Source organism: Thermoleptolyngbya oregonensis NK1-22 (assembly GCF_032705245.1).
GTDB lineage: Bacteria > Cyanobacteriota > Cyanobacteriia > Elainellales > Elainellaceae > Thermoleptolyngbya > Thermoleptolyngbya sichuanensis.
Window position 1 is genome coordinate 2,900,725 of record NZ_CP053540.1, and the last position, 19,928, is coordinate 2,920,652.

Annotated in this window: 18 protein-coding genes; 8 read left to right on the forward strand and 10 right to left on the reverse strand. The window is 55.8% G+C overall.

The window, feature by feature from the left end; translation table 11 throughout:
- Nucleotides 1-381 precede the first annotated feature (381 nt).
- The 7 genes from HNI00_RS12425 to HNI00_RS12455 form a co-directional block, all read right to left on the reverse strand.
- Nucleotides 382-591 carry a hypothetical protein gene (locus tag HNI00_RS12425; RefSeq protein WP_316786598.1) on the reverse strand — a complete coding sequence of 70 codons (210 nt, stop codon included), beginning with the start codon at nucleotides 589-591 and terminating at the stop codon, nucleotides 382-384.
- A gap of 155 nt (nucleotides 592-746) precedes the next feature.
- On the reverse strand, nucleotides 747-2,156 hold the full coding sequence (rlmD, locus tag HNI00_RS12430) for a 23S rRNA (uracil(1939)-C(5))-methyltransferase RlmD (RefSeq protein WP_316786601.1): 1,410 nt from the start codon (nucleotides 2,154-2,156) through the stop codon (nucleotides 747-749).
- 19 nt (nucleotides 2,157-2,175) lie between these two features.
- On the reverse strand, nucleotides 2,176-3,870 hold the full coding sequence (locus tag HNI00_RS12435) for a tetratricopeptide repeat protein (RefSeq protein WP_316786602.1): 1,695 nt from the start codon (nucleotides 3,868-3,870) through the stop codon (nucleotides 2,176-2,178).
- A 5-nt stretch (nucleotides 3,871-3,875) separates the two neighbouring features.
- Nucleotides 3,876-5,306: a hypothetical protein gene (locus tag HNI00_RS12440; RefSeq protein WP_316786603.1), complete on the reverse strand. Its 1,431-nt coding sequence runs from the start codon at nucleotides 5,304-5,306 to the stop codon at nucleotides 3,876-3,878.
- A 195-nt stretch (nucleotides 5,307-5,501) separates the two neighbouring features.
- Nucleotides 5,502-5,930: a hypothetical protein gene (locus HNI00_RS12445; protein WP_316786606.1), complete on the reverse strand. Its 429-nt coding sequence runs from the start codon at nucleotides 5,928-5,930 to the stop codon at nucleotides 5,502-5,504.
- A gap of 278 nt (nucleotides 5,931-6,208) precedes the next feature.
- Entirely contained in the window at nucleotides 6,209-6,400 is a 192-nt protein-coding gene (locus HNI00_RS12450; protein ID WP_172358198.1) for a DUF4278 domain-containing protein, read from the reverse strand.
- A gap of 229 nt (nucleotides 6,401-6,629) precedes the next feature.
- A complete protein-coding gene (locus HNI00_RS12455) occupies nucleotides 6,630-6,836 on the reverse strand; it encodes a hypothetical protein (protein WP_316786609.1) in 207 nt (68 codons plus the stop codon).
- A 462-nt stretch (nucleotides 6,837-7,298) separates the two neighbouring features.
- Between HNI00_RS12455 and HNI00_RS12460 the strand changes: the two genes are divergently transcribed.
- The 8 genes from HNI00_RS12460 to rpsJ all read left to right on the forward strand — a co-directional run bounded on the left by HNI00_RS12460 (nucleotide 7,299) and on the right by rpsJ (nucleotide 16,153).
- Complete coding sequence (locus HNI00_RS12460; RefSeq protein WP_316786611.1) at nucleotides 7,299-9,293, forward strand: phosphodiester glycosidase family protein; 1,995 nt, start codon at nucleotides 7,299-7,301, stop codon at nucleotides 9,291-9,293.
- Nucleotides 9,294-9,856: 563 nt separating this feature from the next.
- Nucleotides 9,857-10,216, forward strand: a complete 360-nt coding sequence (locus HNI00_RS12465) for a cupin domain-containing protein (protein ID WP_225906850.1) — start codon at nucleotides 9,857-9,859, stop codon at nucleotides 10,214-10,216.
- 247 nt (nucleotides 10,217-10,463) lie between these two features.
- Nucleotides 10,464-10,796: a HesB/IscA family protein gene (locus tag HNI00_RS12470; protein ID WP_316786614.1), complete on the forward strand. Its 333-nt coding sequence runs from the start codon at nucleotides 10,464-10,466 to the stop codon at nucleotides 10,794-10,796.
- A 117-nt stretch (nucleotides 10,797-10,913) separates the two neighbouring features.
- A complete protein-coding gene (gene rpsL, locus HNI00_RS12475; RefSeq protein ID WP_068507464.1) occupies nucleotides 10,914-11,300 on the forward strand; it encodes a 30S ribosomal protein S12 in 387 nt (128 codons plus the stop codon).
- Between the two features lie 377 nt (nucleotides 11,301-11,677).
- The gene (gene rpsG / locus HNI00_RS12480) at nucleotides 11,678-12,148 is read left to right on the forward strand and encodes a 30S ribosomal protein S7 (protein WP_316786616.1); all 471 of its coding nucleotides are present in this window, start codon (nucleotides 11,678-11,680) and stop codon (nucleotides 12,146-12,148) included.
- Between the two features lie 185 nt (nucleotides 12,149-12,333).
- Complete coding sequence (gene fusA / locus HNI00_RS12485) at nucleotides 12,334-14,454, forward strand: elongation factor G (protein WP_316786618.1); 2,121 nt, start codon at nucleotides 12,334-12,336, stop codon at nucleotides 14,452-14,454.
- A gap of 26 nt (nucleotides 14,455-14,480) precedes the next feature.
- Nucleotides 14,481-15,710, forward strand: a complete 1,230-nt coding sequence (gene tuf, locus HNI00_RS12490) for an elongation factor Tu (RefSeq protein WP_316786620.1) — start codon at nucleotides 14,481-14,483, stop codon at nucleotides 15,708-15,710.
- Between the two features lie 125 nt (nucleotides 15,711-15,835).
- Complete coding sequence (rpsJ, locus tag HNI00_RS12495) at nucleotides 15,836-16,153, forward strand: 30S ribosomal protein S10 (protein WP_068507455.1); 318 nt, start codon at nucleotides 15,836-15,838, stop codon at nucleotides 16,151-16,153.
- A gap of 205 nt (nucleotides 16,154-16,358) precedes the next feature.
- Here rpsJ and HNI00_RS12500 read toward each other — a convergent pair whose 3' ends face one another.
- The 3 genes from HNI00_RS12500 to HNI00_RS12510 form a co-directional block, all read right to left on the reverse strand.
- Nucleotides 16,359-17,132 carry a glucose 1-dehydrogenase gene (locus HNI00_RS12500; protein ID WP_172358193.1) on the reverse strand — a complete coding sequence of 258 codons (774 nt, stop codon included), beginning with the start codon at nucleotides 17,130-17,132 and terminating at the stop codon, nucleotides 16,359-16,361.
- Nucleotides 17,133-17,188: 56 nt separating this feature from the next.
- Nucleotides 17,189-17,893, reverse strand: a complete 705-nt coding sequence (locus HNI00_RS12505; protein ID WP_172358192.1) for a gamma-glutamyl-gamma-aminobutyrate hydrolase family protein — start codon at nucleotides 17,891-17,893, stop codon at nucleotides 17,189-17,191.
- An 86-nt stretch (nucleotides 17,894-17,979) separates the two neighbouring features.
- The gene (locus HNI00_RS12510) at nucleotides 17,980-19,920 is read right to left on the reverse strand and encodes an ATP-binding protein (protein WP_316786623.1); all 1,941 of its coding nucleotides are present in this window, start codon (nucleotides 19,918-19,920) and stop codon (nucleotides 17,980-17,982) included.
- Nucleotides 19,921-19,928 lie beyond the last annotated feature (8 nt).

Here is a 19,928-nt window from a genome sequence, read left to right on the forward strand (position 1 = left end):
CGAGCAGAAGGCGGTGCTGGGAAGGATAGAGCGATCGCCCTGTGGTTCAGGATATCGGTCTGAGGGCGATCGCGCAGATTAAAGCTGAATTCAAGAAGCCAAAGATTTATCAAAAATGGCAGATCGGGAAACGTTTGGTGAAGTTTTATAAGACTTGCGTACTCCTATTATTAGGCCGATGCAGCAGCTTATCCAGCAATGCGTAAGCTTTTGTCGCATCCCTGAGTAGCACCCCTGAGTAGCACCCCTGAGTAGCACCATTGAGAAAAAGAATCGCTGCACAGCAGGCTGCACAACGATCGTGAGGAATTGACGTGAGGAATTGATGTAAGAGATTAAGCTGTTCGAGAAATCTACCCGAAAGATCGATCTGGAAACTGCTTAATAGCTATCTTCTCCGGCGATTTTTGCCGCTTCGGTCGCCACGGCAGCGTTTGAGGAACCGCTCTGGGCGATCGCCGCTTCTCGAATAGCCTGCCAGTGACAAAACAGGTCTAAACCGCTGAGGTTGGCATTGAGATAGGTTTGAACGGCTTGGTCAAGCTCTTGCTGCGTTTGGGGAACGGGAATCTGGCATACAAAATCTGCCATGAAGACCTCCTTGGCGATGGGTCGCAAAACGTCAAAGCTGAGGCGATGCCTGGGTTTTCAGAAAACTTTTCAGAAAACTTTCAGAATAGCCCATGTGCTTATTGTAGTCAGGGAATCTTGAAATAGTATCAAAAGATACAGTTTGTGAGACATTATTACAATTTCTCTAGAAACGCAACACATTCGACATGGGGCGTTTGCGGAAAGAAATCGACGGGCTGGGCGCGGGCGAGGCGATAGGTTCCGTTGGCACAGAGTCGCTTCAGGTCGCGGGCTAGGGTTGCCGGGTTGCAGCTCACGTAGGCAATGCGGTGCGGCAGTTGGCTGAGCAGCGTTTCCAGTACCAAGGCATCGCAGCCCTTGCGCGGCGGATCGAGCAGCACGACATCCGGCTGTTCGTCCAGCTTGGGCAGCAGTTCTTCGACCGTGCCCGCCTGGAACATCACGTTGGCAATGTTGTTTTGATAGGCATTGGTCCAGGCTTGCTGAATCGACTCTGGATGTAGCTCGATGCCGATCGCCCGCTTGACCTGCTTTGCCAGCGGCAGGGTAAACGTGCCGATGCCGCAGTAGGCATCTACTAGGATTTCGTCGCCCTGGAGGTTGAGTTCGGAGGCGATCGCCCCTAGCAGGGCCTCCGCCTGCTCCGTGTTCACCTGAAAAAACGTCGTCGGCTGAATCTGAAACTCCAGCCCTGCAAAGCGTTCTCGCAAAGCGTTCTGCCCTGCAATGCAGCGGGTTTCTGGGCCAAAAATCACATTCGTCTGCGCTGGGTTTAGGTTCAGCGCCACGCCCACCAGGTCGGGATAGCGCTGGAGCCACGCTTCTGCCTGCTCCGCCAGCCCCACCAGACCCGCGTCGGTACTCACCAGCGTCAGCAGCATTTCCCCAGTGTGTCGCCCAATCCGCAGCCCCAGATGGCGCAGCTTGCCCCGATGCAGCCGCTCGTCGTAGATGCTCCAGCCGCGGGTTTGAATATCCTGCTTCACCTCTGCCAGCAAGGGATTCAGCCGCGCATCCTGAATCGGGCACTGGTTTAGATTCACCAACTGGTGGCTGCCCTTCTGGTAATAGCCAGCGCGAACCTGGCCCGACTCGCCCCGGTCGAGGGGGTAGGTGGCTTTGTTGCGGTAGTTGAGGGAATGCGCGGGGGAGGGGGAAAGGGGCAGAATGGGGGAGACTGGGGGATTGGCAAAGCCGCCGATGCGCTCTAGGTCTTGGGTGACGAGGTTTTGCTTGGCGACAAGCTGGGCGGCATAGCTGAGGTGTTGCCACTGGCAGCCGCCGCACTTGTCGGCCACGATGCAGGCGGGACGGATGCGATCGCCCGATGGTTCCAATAGCTCATGCAGCTTGCCCTGGGCGAACTGTGGCTTGACGCGGATCAGGCGGGCGATGAGGCGATCGCCCACGGCCGTATCCGGCACAAACACCACGCGCCCATCCACGCGCCCCACGCCGTCGCCGCTGTTGCTCAGGTCAGTAATCGTCAGTTCCACCAACTCGCCCTGCCGCCAGCGGGGGGTGGTATTGGGCTGGGCTGGTTGGGCGAGGGGGTCGGACATGGGAGCGGGTCAAACCGGATTAGTTTGAAGGAGAGGGTTGATGCGGGAGAATCTCGGCGGGTGCGTGCAGGCTTGCCAAACTTCTCTGGACGGTGGCAGTTTCGGGGTGGGTCTTGCCGAGCCGCTGCTCCAGAATTTCGAGCGATCGCCGATAGAGCGCTTCTGCCTGCTCTGTTTGCTCCTGATCCTGATACAGGTTTGCCAGATTGTAGAGACTGGAGGCAACTTTAGGATGGTCGTCTCCAAGCTGCTGCATTCGGATTTCGAGCGATCGCCGATAGAGTTTTTCTGCCTCATCATAGCGGCCCTGCACCTTATACAGCAGCGCCAGGTTGTTAAGACTGGTGGCCACGTCGGGATGGTCGTCCCCAAGCTGCTGTCTGCGAATTTCGAGCGATCGCCGATACAGATCCGCTGCCTCCTCATAGCGGCCCTGCACGCGATAGAGCGTTGCTAGATTGTTCAGGCTGCGGGCGAGTTCTAGGGGGTCGATGCCCGGCCGCTGGCGGAGCTTGAGCGATCGCAGATAGAGCATCTCGGCTTCGTCGTAGCGGCCCTGATCCTGGTATAGCCCTGCCAAGCTGTGGAGGTCGGTGGCCACATCGGGATGCTCGACCCCGTAGAACCGTTCATCAATGGCGAGCGATCGCAGATAGAGCGCCTCGGCCTCGTCATAGCGGCCCTGATCTTGATACAGCCCTGCTAGGTTGTGCAGATCGGTCGCCACTTCTAGATGGCGCGGGCCATAGACCTGCTCATCGAGGGCCAGCGCCCGCTGAAACAAAGGTTCCGCCTCGCAGTAGCGCCCCTCCGCTTGGTAGAGCAGGGCCAGGTTGTTGAGGGCGGTGGACACCTCAGGATGCGTCGGCCCCAGATGTTGTTCTCGCAACTGGAGCGATCGCCGAAATAACGGCTCTGCTTCGGCATAGCGCCCCTGTTTCTGGTAAATCGTGGCTAGGCGATCGAGGCTGCTGGCCAGATCTAGCGAATCGGCCTGCCGCAGTTGCCCCAAAAGTCCCTCAAACTCGGTTGTCAAATGCCGCAGATCCTTCTGAGCATCGGCACTGGCCAGCACCTCCAGCGCGGGCAGCAGGTAAGTTTTGAGTAATTCCAGGTCGCTCATGCCATCCGCCCGCGCTGACCGAAACTGCTGCACCAGTTGCAGCGCCTGGAACCGGGCATCCTGAATTGGCGTGGTTGCGCCGTCCTCTTCGTCAGCGACATCCATAGAATCGCTCCACACCACCTCCGTCAGCGCCAGTCGGGGGCTAAACCAGCTATTCATATCCGGCATGGCGTGGATGGCGGTCTGAAAAAAGCTGGGAGTCATCCACCAGATCTGGCGCAGGGGAAGGCTGGCGTAGCGATCGCGGTGATAGTTGAGCAGTCGCAGCGCCTCTTCGAGCGGCACTTGGGGACTAAAGGCTCTGGCAAAGCCCGTAATCGAGACCACTCCGGGCGGCAACTGGCTGAGGCGATCCAGCAAATCGGCCACGGCGATCGCTGGCGATTGGTTTGGCCGTAGCTCTAGGTCATACACCGGAATACCTCGCGGCTCCAGCGCGGCCCGCACCCGATTCATCACTTCCTGCCGCGAAAACTCCGAGCTATATTCCACCCGCGCCATGCCCGGCATCTCGCGCCCGCCCCACAGCACCAGTCGGGCGCTAATGTCGGCAATGCTGCCTGTTGATGGGGAAACCGGGTCTGCCATTGTCGCTAAATCGTGCCTCCAGGAAAACGACCCTGCCCATCGGCTTCTAGATGACCCTGCCGACCCAAAATATCCACGACCATTGGGTGTAGCCCAAACCAGCGCTGGCCGTTAAACTCCTGCACGGCCCGCGAGTTCAGTAGGGAATACATCACCGGGTCGGTCATTTGGGCTTCCTGGTCGCCTGCATAGATTCGCTTCATGCGATCCACCTTGTGGTCGTAGGTCACGACTTCTCGATCATAGGGGCTTTGTCCCAGTCGCCGCTCATAGTCGCTGCGGAGGTTGACGATTGCCGCATCTAGGTCTGTGGCGCTGATCTGAGCGGCGGCCCGCAACTGGGCCGTGTCGGCGGCATAGTTGACCAGGGCGAACAGATCGCGCAGGTTGCCCCCAGAGGCGATCGCCACTCGCAGCCACTGGTTTTTTTCAAACAGGTTCAAATCCATCCGCGCCTGCAAGACTTTGCCCACAGCCAGGGAGCCAGGGCGATTCAGCTTGTGGTGGGGGTCGTAGACGGGCGTATCGGGAATCACAAAGCTGCAATCCATCGGGAAGGGCAGTCGCGGCGCAGCGGAGGAATAGTACAACCCAATGGGCAGCGTAAAAATCAGATGCGTCCGCAAGTCCTGGAACAGGTTGGCATAGGTGACGAACAGTTCCTCGGTGCGCTCGGTGGGGATGCCTGCCCGGTCAAAGTCTTCGCCTACAAATAGCCACTCGTGGCCGCTGGCCGATCGGAGGTGCTGGTTGCACTCATCCAGCAGGGCGTTGGCGATGTCGATCAGCTTGATCAGGCGGCTGATGCGATATTCCACCACTTCGACTTTGCGCGTGGCGGCAAACTTGATTTCGCTCTTGAGGTTGGCAAATAGCCCCAACACCTTGCCCCAGAGCGAGTCTGCCGGAAGGCCTGCGCCTGCTTCCAGTTGCATGGCGGCATCCTGGGCCTGCGATCGCATCTCGGTTTCTGTGGCAAACCAGTCCCAAATCTCCCGAAGCCGCTGGTCTGATGGGCGCTTGCCTGCGCCGCCTTGGTCTACAGGACGCGCCGTTCGCTCCGTTACCTCGGCCATCATCAACAGCAGCACATCCAGCGCCCGAAAATTGCCCGGATCGAGGGCCGTCATGGCGCTAAACCGGATGGCACGAAACTGATCCCGGACGTGCGCCAGCAGCCGCGAAATCTCGGTCGATTTGCCCACGCCGCGATGCCCCATGACGCAGGCTTTGAAGGGAATCCCGTCGGCATAGGCCCGCCGCAAGCGCATCTGAATCCGCTGCATCCGGTCGCCACCCCGGACTTCGTTTAGCTCTTTGCGGTAGAAAGCTTTGAGTTCTTCAATGGTTTCCAGCGGCGCTTGCTGGAGCGTGCGATAGACCTCCGAGAGCGATCGCGCGGGGGTGTGTTGCAAAAGTCGGGGGCTGGGGGTCATGGCTGGGAAACCGTTGGGGAACCGCTAAAACCGCTGGGGGGACGGCTACAGTTGTCATCCTACTCTGGTTGCCCCGCCCCGATGCGTCTGGATCGGCACGTTGGGGGTCGGCGGCTGGGGGCTGGACGTTGCGAGATTGCTCATCCAAGGGGGGGTAGGTGTGTCTAGCAGCAAACCGCATGACGGTGTTTTGGCTCAGTCCAGCCGTTTGCGGATGGCTTTGACCTGCACGGCCCGTCCTGCCAGCGTTGCGGTATTTTCTTCAAGCTGCACGTATATTTTCCCCGACAGCGCTTTTTGCAGCCCCTCGCGCTCATAGACCCGGATCTCTTCTGAACCCTCGGTTTCTGGCGCATCCTCGCGGAGCCGATAGCCCAAGTCTGAGAGGATAGGGTCTAGCTGTTTCCAGAAGGTCTTCTTGCTTTTGAAGGGCAACTCGACGGACACCGAGCGGTTGAAGTAGGCCCCGATTAGCCCGCCCAGCAGGCCACCCATTAGCCCGACCTGCTGCGGAACCCCTGCGATCGCCGTGTCCAGGGATAGCGCTATGACCAGCGTAAACACAAGCGCAGTGCTGGCGAAGTAGTACAGAAATGTAGCGGTGAAACCGGGGCCAAACTGCATGGTGCGATCGCCTCAAGCGGAGTCTCTGGATAGGTTTGAATCTCCAGAGTTTAAATCTCCAGATCTAAACCTCCAGAAACTATCACGCTTGAGGCGTACAGTTCAACTCATTCGGGCATGACTAAGAGCGGGTAATGCCAGATTGAGTAAACCGCAGAGGACTGGATGCACCTCGATTCATTTTTGCAATTCAATGGGCAAATGAATGGGCAAATGAATGAGGAAATCAACGAGTCAATGAATGACGGATTTTGGAATGGCGGATTTTGATTCTCGACTCATTGAGGCTTCAGGTAAAACACGCCCCGATAGCGCAACAAAAGTGCCGAATTAGGGACTTCCTGGGGTTTCGATAAATGGCCCTGGAAGGCGATCATACTGCCGCGATATTTTCCGAAAATGATCGATGATTGGGCGATCGCCTCGGCAGACTCAAACTCGGGCTGGGAGTTAGATGAAAAAGAATTCATGGGGGCTTCTCCTGATGTGAATAAAGACCTGAAGTAGTCTTTGGGGGCGCGTTTTGACCTATTTTTGAATTCAGCCCGATTCACCAAGATTCCAGGACGGCGCTCGTGTTTGCTGTCGCAATTGGGTGTGATTTCAATCACGATTGTTGGAGCGTGGCGAGATCGATGATTGCTCCAAGATTGCTCCAAAATGAGCAGCGTGCCATGTTCTTTAGTCCTTGAAACTGGCTCATGCTCTGCCCATCAAAGCCGGGACAGAGGGTTGATGCAGAGTGGTGATCAGGTCGGAAGGTTGGGACTGGAGCGCCACCGGGCGTAGGTCAAACAGAAACTCGCCAAAGTCTGCCAGCGTGTCCAGCCCGGTCAGGTTCATCATCACTTCGACCAGCAGCCAGCCAGCGGTTTTTTGAAGGAGGCGTTTCCAGGGGGTGTTCATGGCGTGATCCTCGGCAAGCGACTTTCCTGTGCCTACAAAGATTTATCGGCTGCGCCAGACGGAGTTATGCATCTTGGCAAGGATCGGGCTTCAGGCAGCGGGTCTGGCTTTGTGATCGAGGCTTTGTGAGCGATCTGGGAATGAACGTCGGGAAACGAAATTTGCAGCACGTTCGAGACAGGATTTTCGAGATTTGCGAACTATTTGCGAAATTTGCGAAACATTGAGAGGGGCTGCCGTTGCCCGCAGTCATCCTCTAGATTGGAGTCCACGAGTAGATTGGAGTCCACGAGCGATCGCCCCCAAATCGCAACAGCCCTCCCGACAGAAACTCTGATCCCAGATGGCGCGTCAGGGATCTTGCGTTTGCAATGGGTTTAGCGATCGCCCCAGCGAGCGTTTCAGCAAGCGTTTCAGCAGTCTTTCCAGAAATCTTTCCAGCAATAGGGTTACGGTGCCGTGGTGAAATTCGACTTTCTGCGTCAGCAGCCTCGCAAACTGCCTGCTTCTCGTCGGTCTGCTGCGTTGCGTCGGCACGGGACACGCCAGCCGCGCCCGTGGCAGCCCAGACTGTTGGGCTGGCTGGGGTTGCCGCTGTTGGCAGGCGGGATCTATGGAACCTTAGCCAGCGACACCGCAGCCCAGTCCAAGCAGCCAGCCAGGATGCAGTCTGCGGCAATTGGGGCCGCCTGGACCCCCAACCTGGCGCAGGCAGCACCCGTGGGGGAACTGGTCACCCAGGGCAGGCAACTGGTGATCAACGGTCAAACGCTGCCGGGGGCGTGGACGGTCTGGCAGCGCCGGGTCGGTGTGGCGGATGTAGACCTGGCTCAGACGCTTGGCGTTCATCTGTTGAGCAACGCTGTGCCTCAGCAGCAGCCCGTACAGTGGTTTACAGAGCCGTTGCAACAGCCGCTCGTGTTAGGAAGCTGGCTGACCCCGCAGCATCGCTACGTGGATGTGACCGATCTGGCGCGATCGCTCGGCTGGAATGTCTCCGTCAACGGGCCATCGCTGCAAATCGTTACCCCGCGAGGGCAGATTAGTAATGTGCGACAGGGCAAGCAGGCATGGGGCGATCGCCTGGTGGTAGATTTGAACCGGCCGATTCCCTGGCGGGTAGCCGAGGAGGCGACGAGTTTTACCGTGACGCTGGACGGGGCGATCGATCCCGCGATGGCCCAGCAGCTTGCTGAAACGCTCAACCGCGAACCGGGCAATGTCATCACGGGGCTGACGATTTCCACGGCGGGCGATCGCACGCAGATTCGAGCCAACCTCTCGGCGCGGTTGCGTCCCCGCATTTCTATGCTGCCCAACCCGGCGCGGCTGGTGATTGACGTGCGTTCGGACTCGATGGTGGAGCGCACGATCCACTGGGCACCGGGCATCACTTGGCGACAGCAATACGTTGCGGTGGGCGCGGCTCGGTTTCCGGTTTACCTGCTAGAGCTAGATCTCCGCCAGCCGGGGCTATCCCTGCGCCCCATCTGGACTGATCCGGAGACGGCCGTGGGCACTGCGCCTCTGACTCGCACGGCCCAGCGCTGGCAGGTGGCAGCAGCGATCAATGCAGGGTTTTTTAACCGAAACAATCAGCTTCCATTGGGCGCGATTCGCACCGAAAATCGCTGGGTGTCTGGCCCGATTTTGGGACGGGGCGCGGTGGGCTGGTCTGGGGCGGGGGACTGGTTGATGAGCCGCCTGGTGCTGCGAGAGTCTGTGAGTCCGGTTGTGGCCGGGGCCGTGGGCGATCGCTTTCCCATCCTCTCGCTCAACAGCGGCCTGGTGGGAGCGGGCATCTGCCGCTATACCCGCGAGTGGGGCAGCACCTACACGCCCATCACCGATGGAGAGACGGTGGTGACCGTCCGCAACGATCAGGTGGTGGCTCGTCAAGTGGTGGCCAGCCCGGTTGCCAGCGCCCCCCTGCCGGGTGATCCCTCACCGCCTGCCGATCTGCCCAGACCGACGTTTCCAATCCCGACGGATGGCTATTTGCTGGTGTTGCGGGGCAACGATCTCCTGGTGAATGCCTTTGTCCCTGGCAGCAGCGTCCGCTACGAGGCGGCTACGCTACCCGCCGAATTTGACCGCTTTCCCAACATTCTGGGGGCTGGGCCACTGCTGGTTCAAAATGGTCAAGTGGTTCTAGATGCTAGAGGAGAAGGGTTTTCGGACGCATTTATTCAGGAACTTGCGATCCGGAGTGCAATTGGCAGACGAGCAGAGGGCACTCTAATCTTGACAGCAGTCCATCCGCGAGTGGGTGGCCCTGGCCCGTCCTTGAGTGAGATGGCGCAGGTGATGCAGCGGCTTGGCTCTGTGGCCGCGCTCAACCTGGATGGCGGGAGTTCTAGCTCTCTCTATCTCGGCGGGCAGTTAATTAACCGCCCGGCCAACACAGCAGGTCGGGTTCACAATGCCATCGGTATATTCCTGCAAAACCCGCAATAAGTTGAGAAGAGCAAGTTGAAAAGAGCCAGAATGCCTCGCCGTCTAATGGTTTGCCTGCACAGATTTGCCTGCACAAATCAGCATTTTTTGGGATTCATTTTGAGGTGACGTGCGCTTAGTTTAAAGATTGGGTGAAGTTTTACCGCTGTCGTTCAAGGCGTTGATAAATCCTGCCTAGTTGGTGGATATAGACACTGGTAACCCCCGGAGAATGTTGGTATGGTTTTGCACAGGTGGGCGATCGCTCTTGGCTTGGGTTCGAGCTTCCAGACTTCGGGACTTTTATATTTTCTGTAAGTATTTCTTTGGGCGATCGGGTCTGGCCTGCCTATCGTCCTGATGCACATCCAAAGTTCTGAAGAATCTTCAGGCGGCCAGCTTTTGCAACGCCACGTCTGTCAATGTAGCTTTCAACCAACGCAGCTTTCAACCAACGCAGCTTTCAACGCAACTTTAGTTCCGAGCGATAGTTTCGAGCGATTTCATTTCTTAAGGAGTAAAAGACTGTGACTCAAGCAAAAGAAGTAGCGCCTTCTACCCTTCCCTCTTCACCTGCGTCCGCGCTGACGAAGGGCGTTGCAGCAACAGAACTGCGCCCTTGGGGATCGTTTACTGTGCTGGAAGAAGGTCGGGGCTACAAGATTAAGCGCATTGAGGTGAAGCCAGGACACCGCCTCAGCCTTCAGATGCACCATCACCGCAGCGAGCATTGGATTGTGGTGTCTGGCACCGCCCGCGTCACCTGTGCTGAACAAGAAACCCTGTTATTTAGCAATCAGTCCACCTATGTTCCGCCCTGCACTGCCCACCGATTGGAAAATCCTGGCGTGATCCCGCTGGTGCTGATCGAGGTGCAAAACGGTGAATACCTGGGTGAAGACGACATTGTTCGCTATCAGGACGACTACGCCCGTACCCAATAGTTGCTGTGCTAAGTAGTTAATAGCATCCAACGATACCCAATAATCATTGCCAACCTGCTCAAAACGTTGAAGCAAGTTGGAGTTGTCAAAAGCCTGGAGTGGTCAGTGCGATCGCCCCAGGTTTTTGTTTTGAAACCATCTGGTCAAATTCGCGCTAGTATAGACAACGCAGTGTTGCCTAGATGGCATCAGTGCGCCCGGTAACTTAGGTTTTGTTTTGTCTAAGCCTTGACGGTGCAGCAAGTCGATGGTGCAACTCAGTCTAGCCGCCGCCAGAGAAATTGAGCGGTTTCAAAGAACTCAGTCTGCTCCCACGGCGCTGTTTCGGCTGGGAGTCCAGCCGGGTGGCTGCATGGGAACGATATACACCATCGGTTTGGCGGAAGTCTCCTCACCGGGCGATCGCATTTACGAGTCTGAGCAAATCCGAATTGTCGTCGATGCCCAGAGCCTTCCCTATGTGGAAGGGGTTTTGCTGGACTACTCAGAAGACTTGATGGGTGGGGCGTTTCGCTTTCAGAACCCAAGGGCGATCGCCACCTGTGAGTGCGGACACTCCTTTGTTGTGGCAGATGTGTAGTCCGTATGCGCCAATCTCTTGGCTCTCTCAGCCAAATTTGACAGAACCTCGGAAAACTCGGTAAGATTGAAGACTGTGAAAACTTGACCCGTCTATCGGCAAAATACGCCAGAGTCCATGCCTACTATCCAACAACTCATTCGGAGCGAACGTCAGAAAGCAAGTTCAAAAACGAAGTCCCCGGCGCTCAAGAGCTGTCCCCAGCGCCGAGGGGTTTGCACTCGCGTCTATACAACAACTCCTAAGAAGCCCAATTCCGCCCTCCGCAAAGTGGCGCGGGTTCGCTTGACCTCTGGCTTTGAGGTGACTGCCTATATCCCTGGGATTGGCCACAACCTGCAAGAGCACTCGGTGGTGATGATTCGAGGAGGCCGGGTTAAGGATCTTCCGGGTGTCCGCTATCACATCATTCGCGGCACCCTGGACACAGCAGGTGTGAAGGATCGGAAGCAGGGTCGCTCGAAATACGGCGCGAAGCGTCCTAAGCCCGCGGCTGCTAAGTAGTGCTGCTTAGTAAGTAGTGCTGCTTAGGTTGGATCTAAGTTTTGAATTGGGCGATGCGCCAAATCTTCTCTCGGCGGTTTCTCGAAGCTTAAGTCTGCTTGAATCTGTTGATTTAGAATAGCGTCTGACGATTTAGCTCTATTCTTCTTTACGTCGGCTACGTTAGAGCGTGTTAGGTTTTCGGAGTTTCGAGTCCGGTTCCCAGCACTTCGTATCCTGACGGGCTTACAGGCTCAAGTTGTAGGTTGCCCAAGTGCCTGTTTGCCTGGCGCTTTTATCGGGATTCTCTTCGGGTTTTGCTAGGTTTCTCTCAGTCGGTTTTATCTTTACTGTCCACTCTTCTTAAAGGTCTACAAAACACAAGGGCTACTAAAGTTATGTCTCGCCGTACCGTCATTCAAAAGCGTCCGGTTCCCCCAGACCCCAAGTACAATAGCCGCCTGGTTAGCATGATCGTTCGGCGAATCATGCGCTCAGGCAAGCGATCCCTGGCATACGGCATTGTCTATGACGCTTTTGATTTGATTCAAGAGCGAACCGGGTCTGATCCGCTCGAAACCTTCGAGCGGGCAGTGAAAAATGCAACTCCTCTGGTTGAGGTAAAGGCTCGTCGGGTGGGCGGTGCGACCTATCAGGTTCCGATGGAAGTGCGATCGGATCGCGGTACGGCTCTGGCCCTGCGCTGGCTGATTCAGTTTTCTCGCGCTCGTTCTGGTCGAACAATGGCTGGGAAGTTGGCAAACGAGTTGATGGATGCTGCAAATGAGACGGGCAGTTCAATTCGCAAGCGCGAAGAAACGCACAAAATGGCTGAAGCGAACAAGGCATTTGCCCATTATCGCTACTAAGCAATCTGCCAGAGATCCTCTGGTTTTCCACTGTAGGTCGGGGCTTTATCTTCTGAGGTGAAATCGCACCTTGTGATTTTCAAGGGGTGTGAACCGGGTGTGAAAGATAAAGTATAGAATCTTAACAGACGCATCACAGACGCAGTTATGCGAACATTTGGCGGCAAGCACTTAAGGAGGTAGCCGTGGTACGAAGTATCCCGCTAGAAAGAGTTAGAAACATTGGTATTGCGGCCCACATTGATGCGGGCAAAACTACCACCACCGAGCGTATCCTGTTCTATTCCGGTGTCGTCCACAAAATGGGCGAGGTTCACGAAGGAACCGCTGTTACCGACTGGATGGCTCAGGAGCGAGAACGCGGGATTACCATCACGGCAGCGGCTATCAGCACTGCTTGGACGCGCCGCGACCCGAAAGATCCCACCCAGCCGCTTGCTGGAGAGCCAGAGCATCGCATTAACATCATCGACACTCCCGGTCACGTAGACTTCACCATTGAGGTGGAACGCTCAATGCGTGTGCTAGATGGTGTGATTACGGTTCTGTGTTCGGTGGGAGGCGTACAGCCGCAGACCGAGACCGTTTGGCGGCAGGCCGATCGCTACAAAGTTCCCCGGATCGTCTTTGTTAACAAGATGGATCGCACGGGTGCTGATTTCTTCAAGGTTTATAACCAGGTGCGCGATCGCCTCCGGGCGAATGCCGTTCCGGCGCAGCTTCCCATCGGCAGTGAAGACAATCTGAAAGGGATTGTCGACCTGGTTCGGATGCGTGCTTACATCTACACCAACGATCTAGGTACAGACATCCAGGAAACGGAAGTTCCCGAAGAAATTCGCGAACTGGCTGAGGAATATCGGGTCAAACTAGTCGAAGCAGCCGCCGAAACCGATGACGCGCTGACCGAAAAATACCTCGAAGGCGAAGAACTGACCGAAGACGAAATCCGGACTGCCCTCCGCAAGGGTACGATTTCGGGTCAGATCGTTCCTATGTTCTGTGGTTCCGCCTTCAAGAACAAGGGTGTTCAGTTGCTGCTGGATGCAGTGGTGGATTATCTGCCTTCTCCTATCGATGTTCCTGCCATTCAGGGCACTTTGCCTGACGGCAGCGTTGCATCTCGCAATGCCGATGATGACGAACCTCTGGCTGCTCTGGCGTTCAAGATTATGGCTGATCCCTACGGCCGCCTGACCTTCATCCGGGTTTATTCTGGTGTCTTAACCAAGGGCAGCTACGTCTACAACGCAACCAAGGGCAAGAAGGAGCGAATTTCTCGTCTGATCGTTCTAAAGGCAGATGATCGCCAAGAAGTAGAAGAACTGCGGGCTGGCGACTTGGGTGCGGCTTTGGGCCTGAAGGATACCTTCACAGGTGACACGATCTGCGACGAGGCAAATCCAATTATTCTGGAATCTCTGTTTATTCCGGAGCCGGTGATTTCTGTTGCGGTTGAACCCAAAACCAAGCAGGATATGGAAAAGCTGTCTAAGGCCCTGCAGGCTTTGGCTGAAGAAGATCCAACCTTCCGGGTTCACGTCGATCCCGAAACGAACCAAACTGTAATCGCGGGCATGGGTGAGCTTCACCTGGATATTCTGGTGGATCGGATGAAGCGAGAATATAAGGTGGAAGCCAACGTTGGTGCGCCTCAGGTTGCTTATCGCGAGACGATTCGCAAGGCAGTTCGGGAAGAGGGCAAATTTGTCCGCCAGAGTGGTGGGAAAGGTCAGTATGGTCACGTTGTGATTGAAGTGGAGCCGGGTGAACCGGGTACTGGCTTTGAGTTTGTGTCCAAGATCGTCGGCGGTGCGGTTCCTAAGGAATACGTTGGGCCCGCTGAGCAGGGCATGAGAGAAGCCTGCGAATCTGGGATTCTGGCAGGTTATCCGGTGATTGACCTAAAGGTCACGCTGGTGGATGGGTCATACCACGAGGTGGACTCTTCAGAAATGGCATTCAAGATTGCTGGATCAATGGCGGTCAAGAATGCTGTGCTGAAAGCAGCGCCTGTCCTGTTGGAACCTATGATGAAGGTTGAGGTTGAGGTTCCCGAAGATTTCATTGGGAGCGTCATTGGAGACCTCAACTCTCGTCGAGGCCAGATTGAGGGCCAGGACACCGAACAGGGCACTGCCAAGGTCACCTCTAAGGTGCCTCTAGCAGAAATGTTCGGTTATGCGACCGATATCCGGTCGAAAACCCAGGGTCGTGGCATATTCACGATGGAGTTTAGCCACTATGAGGAGGTGCCTCGCAACGTGGCTGAAACCATCATTGCCAAGAGCAAAGGGAACGCTTAACTCAGGAGAAAGGGACAAGTAAATTCATGGCACGCGCAAAATTTGAGAGAACCAAGCCTCACGTCAACATTGGTACGATTGGTCACGTGGATCACGGCAAAACGACTCTAACTGCCGCGATTACGATGACGCTGGCTGCTCTTGGGCAAGCTCAGGCTCGTAAGTACGATGAGATTGATGCTGCTCCTGAGGAAAAGGCTCGGGGCATCACGATCAACACGGCTCATGTGGAGTATGAGACTGAGAAGCGTCACTATGCTCACGTGGACTGCCCCGGACATGCTGACTACGTGAAGAACATGATCACGGGTGCGGCGCAGATGGACGGCGCTATCTTGGTGGTGGCTGCTACCGATGGTGCTATGCCCCAGACCAAGGAACACATTCTGCTGGCTCGCCAGGTGGGTGTTCCTAGCATCGTGGTGTTCCTGAACAAGGTTGACCAGCTGGATGACGAGGAACTGCTTGAGCTGGTGGAGTTGGAACTGCGTGAGCTGCTCAGTGAATACGAGTTTCCTGGTGACGATTTGCCCATTATTCGGGGTTCTGGTCTGATGGCGCTGGAAGCCATGATTAAAGATCCGGAGACTCAGCGGGGTCAAAACGAGTGGGTAGATAAGATCTACGAACTCATGGATGCTGTAGACGAATACATCCCGACTCCTGAGCGTGACATTGACAAACCTTTCCTGATGGCGGTAGAAGACGTGTTCACCATTACCGGTCGAGGCACGGTTGCAACGGGTAGGATTGAGCGTGGCAAAATCAAGGTCAACGAGGAAGTTGAGCTGGTGGGACTGCGTGACACTCGGAAGACTACCGTAACAGGTATCGAGATGTTCAAGAAGAGTCTGGATGAAGGTCTGGCCGGCGACAACGCAGGTCTGCTGCTCCGGGGTCTGAAGAAGGAAGATATCGAGCGTGGGATGGTGATCGCCAAGCCAGGGACGATCACGCCTCATACTGAGTTTGAGGGTGAGGTGTATGTGCTGACTGAGAAGGAAGGCGGCCGCAAAACGCCCTTCTTCGCGGGCTACAAGCCTCAGTTTTACGTGCGAACCACTGACGTGACGGGTACCATCAAAGCATTTACGGCTGATGATGGCAGCAACGCAGAGATGGTGATGCCAGGTGACCGCATTAAGGTGAACGTTGAATTGATCAATGCGATCGCCATTGAGCAGGGAATGCGTTTTGCGATCCGTGAAGGCGGCCGCACCATTGGTGCAGGCGTGGTCTCGAAGATCATCAAGTAGTTCCTTTTGAGCGCTACTCCGGCTTTTTCTGGATGTGAGGCCGGAGTAGTGCTTTTAGAGGGTCAATTTTTGATTCCTAGCCTTCGGTTACGTAACTCTGAACCTTGAAATTTGGATAGTTTTAGATGGCAACTCTTCAGCAGCAAAAAATTCGGATTCGCCTAAAGGCGTTTGACCGCCGTCTTTTGGATACCTCCTGCGAAAAAATTGTGGAAACGGCAAATCGCACGAACGCTACAGCGATTGGCCCTATTCCAATGCCCACCAAGCGGCGGATTTATTGCGTCCTGCGATCGCCCCACGTTGACAAAGACTCCCGCGAACACTTCGAGACACGCACTCACCGCCGGATTATCGATATCTATCAGCCTTCCTCTAAGACAATTGACGCGCTGATGAAGCTAGATCTGCCGGCAGGCGTGGATATCGAGGTCAAGCTGTAAAGCGTGGCTCAAAGCCTCAGCATTGGGCTTCCCCGTATTAACAGCCTTTTTTCTTGAATGATCTGTAAAATATTTCTGGAGAGTGGCGTTTGGTAGCGCTTTCCAGAAATTTTTGCATTTGGTTTTTCCGAAGCGTATCCTAGATTAAGTCTAGGGGCGCAAGGCAATGTGTTTTGCCGCCTGTCCCTATACCTTGTCCCTATCCCTATTCGGGGGTCACGTAGGCTGCTGTGATGCCGCCATCTACCGTGAAGGTCGCGCCGTTGACGAAGGACGATTCATCGCTGGCCAAGAAGAGGGCCGCCTGCGCCATTTCAACTGCCTTGGCAAAGCGTCCTGGGGGAATATGCACTAGGCGGCGCTGGCGACGGGCTGGATCTGCCAGTAGCTCTTGCAGCAGCGGCGTTTCTACCGGGCCGGGGCAGAGAGCGTTGGCGCGGATGTTTTGACGGGCGAATTCGACGGAGATTTCTCGCGTCATCGACAACACGCCGCCCTTGCTGGCTGTGTAGGCGATCTGCGCGGTTGCTGCGCCCATCAGCGCCACAAACGATGCAGTGTTGATAATTGAGCCGCCGCCGGCCCGCAGCAGCGCTGGAATGCCGTACTTGCAGCCGAGAAACACGCCTTTGAGATTGATATCAATGGTTAGATCCCAGATGTCTTCCTCGGTTTCCAGCACGGAGCCGTCTGCCGCGTGAAAGATGCCTGCATTGTTAAACAGTACATTTAGCTTGCCGTAGGCTGCCTCAGCCGCCTCAATCATCGCCTTCGCGTCTGCCGCTTTGGAGACATCTGCCTGAATAGCGATCGCCTCTCCGCCCGCTGCCTCAATTAGGCTAACCGTTTCCGTCGCTGTGGCCAGGTTTACATCACACACCGCCACCTGTGCCCCCTCTTTGGCAAAGAGAATCGCAGACTCACGCCCGATGCCGCTTCCGGCTCCAGTAATCAGGGCAACTTTATTCGATAGACGCATGTTTAGGATTTAGGGGTTAGGGGTTAAAAGGACAAGACTGAGCAGTGCAGCCGGGGTCACGGTTTGGCTCTGGCGGCTTCTACGAGCGACTGAAACAATCGCTGGTGGTTGGGGTCGGCGGGCGACAGTTCTGGGTGCCACTGGACGGTGAACAGCCACGGATGGTGCTTGTGCTCTAGCGCTTCAATCAGTCCGTCGGCAGCGTGGGCGACAGTCTGCCAGCAATCCGGCAAGGTTTTAATCGCCTGGTGATGCCAAGAGACGACCGTAAGATGCGTAGTGCCCAGCATCTGGGCCAAGCGGCTGCCGGGTTGCACTTGGGCGGGATGCTGCACCGGGCGACGGGGATGGTCGAGCCGGTGGGTGACCGACTCGCCATAGACATCCGGCACATGAGTAATCAGCGTGGCCCCACTGGCGACACTGATGACCTGCATTCCCCGGCAGATGCCCAGCGTCGGCACATTCGCGGTCAAAGCTGCCTTTGCCAAAGCCAGCTCGAACTCGTCGCGCTCCTCGTCTACCAGGTAAATCGTGTGGTGCGGTTCGCCGCCATAGGCGCTGGGGTCGATATCGCCGCCGCCAGAAAAAATCAGCCCATCCAGGGTGTCTAATAGCGCGGTCGGGTCGGCTTGGACGGGCGGTAGCAGCACGGGAAACCCGCCCGCAAGCTGCACGGCATCGACGTAGGTGGCAGGCAGGGTAAACTCGCCTGCTTCGCTGCGGCTGTAGGTGGTGATTCCAATCAGGGGCGATCGCATTCGGTCAGGAAACGCACAGTGGGTAGATACACTTGATAGATATGGCAGATACGCTCTATCCGTCAATGCCGAGCCATCAGCATAGGCTAGATCGACGAGGACTCTGGGGAGGATTTGGGCATCATAGCAAGCGGCAGCCTCACGGTAAACGTTGTTTTTTGAAATGGGGTCGATTGACAGGTCAGAGTGCCCCCGTGGCGCTGCTCGACGATTTGACGGCAAATGGCCAGCCCCAGCCCAGTGCCCTTGCCCGTGGGCTTGGTGGTAAAAAACGGCTCAAACAGGCGGGCCTGTCGTTCGGGCGAGATGCCGGGGCCGTTGTCAGAAATATCAATCTGCACGTCGGTGTCGTTGACTAAACTCACCTGCATCCAAATGGTGGGACAAAAATCATGTGCTGGACTGCTGTGTTTAGAATAGGTGACTTGTTTAGAATAGGTGACTTGTTTAGAATGGATGCCCTCTTCAAGTGCATCAATCGCGTTCACCAGCAGATTCATAAACACCTGATTGAGCAGTCCTGGATAGCACTCGATTTCAGGAATTGCCTGATATTCTTTAATTAATTGAATTGGCGGGCGATCGCGCTTTGGCTTGAATCGATGACCGAGAATAACCAGCGTATTTTCTAGTTCTTGAACCAGATTTGTGGCCCGCCGAACAGACTCATCCATCCGAGAAAAGTTGCGAAGCTGCTGGGTGATTTCTAAAGCGCGATCGCCCCCCATTTTCATGGATCGAATCAGCTTCGGCAGGTCTTCTGCAATAAAGTCTAAATCGACGCTGGCGATCGCCTGCTGAATCTCTGCTGCTGGCTCTGGATAGTGTTTCTGATAAAGTCGCAGAATGCTGAGCAAGTCTTCAGTTTGGGCGCTGGCATGGTTGAGGTTCCCCACGACGAAATTGAGGGGATTATTTACCTCATGGGCGACACCTGCCACCATTTGACCCAGCGTGGCCATCTTATCAGTCTGAATCAGGCTATGGGTGGCGACGGCGATCTCTGAGCGGGGCTTGACGATAAACACCTTCCAGTAGACTTTGGGAACTTGAAACAGCGAGGCGATCGCCATTTCTTGCAGCAGTTCATCTTGCTCTAGCTCGAACTTTTGCTGGAGATAATCCGTGCGATCGCTGCTATTTGATATCGTCAAAATCGTCGCCAGCCGCTGCTCATCTTCGGGGCTGATTTCTTTACTTTCGGCGCTCAGCATGGGCATCGTCGCATTTGGCAAAGTGGGCGCACTTTGAAGCGGTTGAAAAGTCTGTTTATCTGCCAGTTGTGCTGCCTTGAGGAGTGGCAAGAAGAGCGGTTTTTTCTCGACCATTTCCTGCAAGGTGATAAACGTTTCGACGGCTTTTCCGCTGGCGTGAGTCTGCGTTTTTTTCACCCAACCTGGCTTGGGAAAGGCAATAAACTGATTGCCATAGTCCAGCACGATAATGTAACCGCCTGTCTTTTTCTGCCACAGATTGACGGTCTCTTGCAGCCCTTCTAGCTTTAGATCAACCGTCACCACGCCTAAAAAAGCGCCCTGGCGATAGGCCGGGGCAGTGCAGGTAATCATCAGTTCGCCAGAGTGGGGGTCCATGTAGGCTTTGCTCCAGACGCACTGCCCAGGCTTGGCATACTTCCCTGCGACGTACCATGCTTCCTGGTGATAGCCCACCTCGCACTGGTTATAGTCATCGAAAAACTGGAGCCGCCCATCGGCATCACGTCCCCAAAAGAAGCTCTGGCGCTCGCGATCGCCCGCGAAAGCATACGGCTCGAACCAGACCCCACCACCGGCGATCGCCCCGTCATTTTGAAAATTCAACAGCGGCGGGATCACCTGCTGTATCAGGGATTCTACGGTCGGTAGCGTTTCTGCCATCGTGGACATCGCGCGGGCTAGCGCCTCAATTTCACGAACCCGCGCATACAAATTCAGCACAAAGGCATTACCGATCTGGTCGGTAACTTGGGAGGATTCTCTCAAAAAGGTGCTGGCCGCAGTTCGCTCCGGAGGTTGTAGAAGAGCCATTCCAAATA

Excerpts from the sequence above, each read along its gene's own strand:
- HNI00_RS12445 (WP_316786606.1), bottom strand. The coding sequence starts at position 5,930 with ATGCAGTTTGGCCCCGGTTTCACCGCTACATTTCTGTACTACTTCGCC.
- HNI00_RS12435 (WP_316786602.1), bottom strand. The coding sequence starts at position 3,870 with ATGGCAGACCCGGTTTCCCCATCAACAGGCAGCATTGCCGACATTAGC.
- HNI00_RS12440 (WP_316786603.1), bottom strand. The coding sequence starts at position 5,306 with ATGACCCCCAGCCCCCGACTTTTGCAACACACCCCCGCGCGATCGCTC.
- HNI00_RS12505 (WP_172358192.1), bottom strand. The coding sequence starts at position 17,893 with ATGCGATCGCCCCTGATTGGAATCACCACCTACAGCCGCAGCGAAGCA.
- rpsL (WP_068507464.1), top strand. The coding sequence starts at position 10,914 with ATGCCTACTATCCAACAACTCATTCGGAGCGAACGTCAGAAAGCAAGT.
- tuf (WP_316786620.1), top strand. The coding sequence starts at position 14,481 with ATGGCACGCGCAAAATTTGAGAGAACCAAGCCTCACGTCAACATTGGT.
- rlmD (WP_316786601.1), bottom strand. The coding sequence starts at position 2,156 with ATGTCCGACCCCCTCGCCCAACCAGCCCAGCCCAATACCACCCCCCGC.
- HNI00_RS12425 (WP_316786598.1), bottom strand. The coding sequence starts at position 591 with ATGGCAGATTTTGTATGCCAGATTCCCGTTCCCCAAACGCAGCAAGAG.
- rpsG (WP_316786616.1), top strand. The coding sequence starts at position 11,678 with ATGTCTCGCCGTACCGTCATTCAAAAGCGTCCGGTTCCCCCAGACCCC.
- HNI00_RS12455 (WP_316786609.1), bottom strand. The coding sequence starts at position 6,836 with ATGAACACCCCCTGGAAACGCCTCCTTCAAAAAACCGCTGGCTGGCTG.
- HNI00_RS12450 (WP_172358198.1), bottom strand. The coding sequence starts at position 6,400 with ATGAATTCTTTTTCATCTAACTCCCAGCCCGAGTTTGAGTCTGCCGAG.
- rpsJ (WP_068507455.1), top strand. The coding sequence starts at position 15,836 with ATGGCAACTCTTCAGCAGCAAAAAATTCGGATTCGCCTAAAGGCGTTT.
- HNI00_RS12500 (WP_172358193.1), bottom strand. The coding sequence starts at position 17,132 with ATGCGTCTATCGAATAAAGTTGCCCTGATTACTGGAGCCGGAAGCGGC.
- HNI00_RS12470 (WP_316786614.1), top strand. The coding sequence starts at position 10,464 with ATGGTGCAACTCAGTCTAGCCGCCGCCAGAGAAATTGAGCGGTTTCAA.
- HNI00_RS12510 (WP_316786623.1), bottom strand. The coding sequence starts at position 19,920 with ATGGCTCTTCTACAACCTCCGGAGCGAACTGCGGCCAGCACCTTTTTG.